Genomic DNA, 1,272 nt, shown 5'->3' on the forward strand with positions numbered 1-1,272 from the left:
GACGTGCCGTACACCACGGCTCCTAGTTCGGACAGGGCTGAGGCGATCGATTGCCCCAGGCCTCTGTTGGCCCCGGTAACGAGGACGTGACTGCCGTCCATGGAGAAAATGTTCATTGATCCACTACCTTTGGTCTTGTGGTCGTGCAGGCTTCGCCGGTCACCAGCCGGTGATCGGACGGCCAGGGCGGGTGACGTATCGCCCATCGGCGCTCCAGATATCGGTGTCCCCGTTGGCGAGCGCTACCAACTAACACGGAGTGCCGTTCGCCTCGATCTCCATCACTATCGTGGCCCATTGCGAGCGGGTACCGTCATGCCGACATACCTCAAGCCCCACCGGTGAGGGCTTGCCTACGGCGCCGGCTGCTGATCGCTGTGACCCAGGAAGGTTGAGCTGCTCACTCGACACTGACGCCGTCCGGCACCCAATCCAGCTGTGTATCAGAATATTTTGCTGCCCGAACATCTCCTGATCGCGCGTGTCCTTCGAAGAGCTCGACGCGCGCTGCGCGGCCGCAGAGCGTCCCGAGTTCTGCGCTGGCTGCGTCACTCGTGATCTCCTGATATGTGACGGTCTTGAGGTATTTGCCGACCCACAGTCCGCCCGTGTATCGGGCTGCCCCTCTGGTCGGCAGAGTGTGATTGGTCCCGATGGCTTTGTCTCCGTACGAAACGCACGTGCGTTCGCCGAGAAACAGGGCACCGTAGTCGTGCATCTCATCGAGAGCGCGCCGCGGTTCCTCGGTCAGAATCTGGACATGCTCGGCTGCGAAGGTATCGGCAAGACGGAAGGCTTCCGAGATGCCTTCGACAACGATGACCTGGCCGTGATCACGCCAGGCTGGGCCTGCGAAGTCTTTGGTCGGCATGGTCGGCAAGAGATCGTCTATGTGCCGGATGACAGATTCTGCGAGGGTATCCGATTCGGTGATGAGGATGGCGGGCGAATCGGGGCCGTGTTCGGCCTGGCTGAGCAGATCTACAGCGATGAAGAATGGGTCGGCCTGCGCGTCGGCAATGATCAGAACTTCGGTAGGTCCGGCGAACAGGTCAATACCAACCTGCCCGAACAGCTGCCGTTTCGCCTCCGCGACAAAGGCATTTCCGGGGCCGGCCAGCATGTTCACCGGTCGAATCGTCTCTGTGCCGAGCGCCATCGCAGCGACAGCCTGAACACCGCCGAGTAGGTAGATGTCGTCTGCGCCGGCCAGATGGAATGCAGCGACGGTGGCTGCGGGTATTTCCCCTCGAATTGGAGGTGTGCAGGCGG

The 1,272-nt window shown here is 61.5% G+C and carries 1 protein-coding gene; it reads right to left on the reverse strand.

From position 1 onward, the window contains the following. Window positions 1-400: 400 nt before the first annotated feature. Window positions 401-1,272: histidinol dehydrogenase (gene hisD, locus QMK17_RS26235; RefSeq protein WP_283512213.1), on the reverse strand; the 872-nt coding region annotated here is incomplete at its 5' end.

The sequence above is a fragment of the Rhodococcus sp. G-MC3 genome, from assembly GCF_030063335.1.
GTDB lineage: Bacteria > Actinomycetota > Actinomycetes > Mycobacteriales > Mycobacteriaceae > Rhodococcoides.